The following is a 2,882-nucleotide window of genomic DNA, read 5'->3' as shown; positions in this document are numbered from 1 at the left end:
TTTTAATGCCTCCGCGCATGGCATATTTTTCAAGCAATGCTCCGGTTCCAGCAGCACATACATTATTCATTGCAAAATCAACAACCACGCCCTGGCTGATATTAATAAATTTTGAATCCTGGCCACCAAACTCAATAATACTAAATTCTTTTTGAGGATAGACTGTTGTTATACCTGCAGCCTGTGCAGTGATTTCATTAACAATATGATTATTAGAAGCTCCAACTATAAAACCAGTAAGCTGCCTTCCGCTTCCAGTTGTTCCTGCAACAACTTTTTTAATTTTATAGCCCCTTTCTACAATCTGATTATATACTTTGTTTATAGCATCTATTGCAGCTCCAACAGGATCTATCTCTGTTCTTCTATAGTGATATGCAAGCAACCTAAACTTACCATCAATATTTGCTATTAATGCAGCCTTTGTACTAACAGAGCCTATATCAATTCCTAAGCCAGCTAGAGGGATATCTGCACCATAAAGCCAATCTTCTTTTGGTTTCATAATTTTGGATTCTTTGAGGATTAGAGGACCCTGTGATTCATAGTTAAAGGGTTTGGCTAATTTTTGCTCTAATTTTTTTATTATATCATTTAAATAAATCTGTTGACCACAGATTGCTGCACCAATTGCACCTATATGTAATCTTTGTTTTGGTGTAGTAACTCTTTCAGAAGAGATTTCGCAAAAATCTATTAGATGTTTAACAAAGGCTTTACTAAGTGAGAGACCACCAATAATAGCAATCTTTCCTTTGGACATTATTCCATTTGATAGAATGGTTTTAAAACTATCTGCAGAGGCCCTATAAAGTGAGGCAGCCAATACTTCTTTTGATGTTCCCTTTTGTTGCTGGTGCACAACATCAGATTCCCGGAAAACACCACATTTCGCAGAGAGCTTTATGGTTTTTTCGGTTTGATTAGCAATATTAGAGAATTCCTCTATTGAACCATAATTAAATCTTTTAGCCATATGCTCGAGCAATAAACCTGAACCAACACCACACTTGTTTTCTAAATCATAACTTCCTAAAAATAATTTTCCATTATGTCTTTCAAATACAAAATATCTTTGGCTTGAGGCTCCAACATCAATTACTGCTTTTATATTCAAACCAAGAAATTCAATGCCCTTTTTAATTGCAATTGGTTCATTTACTACTTGTTTTAGAACATCTGATAAAGAAACTGAATTAACCCCTGTTACACCAATATAAGCCTCATTATCATGCTTTGTTATAATTTCATCTAATGTTTCTTTTAAAGCATAAATCGGCTTTCCATTTATCTTTTTTAGATAAAGGGTTTTTATATTTCCTCTATCTATTACAACTGCCTTCAAGTTGTCAGAACCAATATCTATCCCAATTCTTTTCATTTTTTATTTTCTCGACCTTTGTTAAAACAAAAAAGCCGACCTCCCTTTTCACTTATTTATCTTTGACGGTTTCTCAATCATTTCTATATTATTATATTACAATTAAGAAATAGATTGTCAGGCTAAAATAAAAATTACCCGGTGACAGGTTTTTTAATTTTTTCTTTCATAGATTTATTTAACAGGGTATTTTAAAAAACAATCACTTCTCCATTCTTTTCTTCTTTCTTCGCTACCTAACAATACCCTAATGTTCGAACCTTTGTCTTTATAATCCAGACATTCTCCTAATTCAATGAATCTTTGTTTTTGTTGCTCTATCCCAAACTTCTCTTTTTCAGGTAGAAAAATCACATAATAATAAAAAAAGAAAAAGCCACTAATAAAGCCGAGAAAATTAAAACTCCTTTAGTTAATTTATCAAAATCATTTTTCATTTGCTTATCGGTCCCTTTCTAAATGAAAAACTTCTTATAGCAATTTTTAAGAATATCCAAAACTGCAGTTGAAAATTCTGATTCATTTTTAACCACAACAGATAAACTCTTTGGATAAATTTCCGGCTGAATTTGCGAATCAAAGGCTACTACAGGTATTCCGGTCATCATTGCTTCTCCAATAACAAGTCCTTGCGTTTCTGTTTTTGAAGTAAAAACAAATATATCGCTGCCACCGTATGTTTTCTGCGCCTCTTTTGCATAAAGAGCTCCGGTAAGAATAATCTTGTCTGCCACATTCATTTTTTGAGCCATAGTGCTAAATTTTTCAATATCCCCGGGCCCGACAATCAATAAAAATATATATAGTTTGGGGTAAGATTTTAGCGTTTCAAATTCCTTTTCTTTGACTGGTGGATAAGGTTTGGTAAGATGATAGAGAAGGTTGGCCAGTGCTCATATCGTGCAGCCAAATTGTTGGATACGAAAATGTGGCTGGGGAGAGAGGATTCGAACCTCTGCTGGTGGATTCAGAGCCCACTGTCCTACCACTAGACGACTCCCCAAAAAACTAATTTGACTAAATATATAATATCAAATTTTATAATAAGTATTTTTTAAATTCAGTAAGTCTTTGAATTGTTCTATCTTTTCCAAGGATATAGATTGATTCAAATAAAGGAGGACTCACCTTCTTTCCTGAAATAGCTATCCTTATCAGCATAAATGCCTTCCTTGCTTTAACTGAAAGCTCATCCAGTACTTCTCTGAGTACTTTTTCAATTCTTTCCTTTGAAAATTCTTTCAAAGAAGCTAACTTTGAGATTGTTAAGTTAATAATTTTTTCTTTATTTTCAGTTTTTTTAGCATCTTTTAGTGCTTTTTCCTCAATTTTTATTTTCTCCTTAAATAAGAAATCTGTTAAAGGAGCGACATCTGATAATAGTTTAATTCGCTCCTGAATTATTGGAACAATCTCTTCTATTTTATCTCTGTCTTCTTTAGAGATTTTTTTTGGAAGCAAATCTGATTTTTGTAAGAACGGTATAATCAATTCTACTAAT

Annotated in this window: 3 protein-coding genes and 1 tRNA gene; all 4 read right to left on the bottom strand. The window is 33.0% G+C overall.

Annotation, left to right across the window (positions count from 1 at the left end):
- Nucleotides 1-1,381 (bottom strand): hypothetical protein (locus KKC53_05690; protein MBU2598641.1); only part of this gene is annotated, 1,381 nt, incomplete at its 3' end.
- 455 nt (nucleotides 1,382-1,836) lie between these two features.
- Entirely contained in the window at nucleotides 1,837-2,271 is a 435-nt protein-coding gene (locus tag KKC53_05685; GenBank protein ID MBU2598640.1) for a glycosyltransferase family 4 protein, read from the bottom strand.
- A gap of 39 nt (nucleotides 2,272-2,310) precedes the next feature.
- Nucleotides 2,311-2,384 (bottom strand) — tRNA-Gln (locus KKC53_05680).
- 35 nt (nucleotides 2,385-2,419) lie between these two features.
- On the bottom strand, nucleotides 2,420-2,882 hold a 463-nt coding region (locus KKC53_05675; GenBank protein ID MBU2598639.1), incomplete at its 5' end, for a glutamate--tRNA ligase.

The sequence above is a fragment of the Actinomycetota bacterium genome, from assembly GCA_018830725.1.
Classification (GTDB): Bacteria; Actinomycetota; Humimicrobiia; order JAHJRV01; family JAHJRV01; genus JAHJRV01.
The sequence above is the reverse complement of the archived record's forward strand: the minus strand, read 5'-3'. Positions and strand labels throughout refer to the sequence as shown.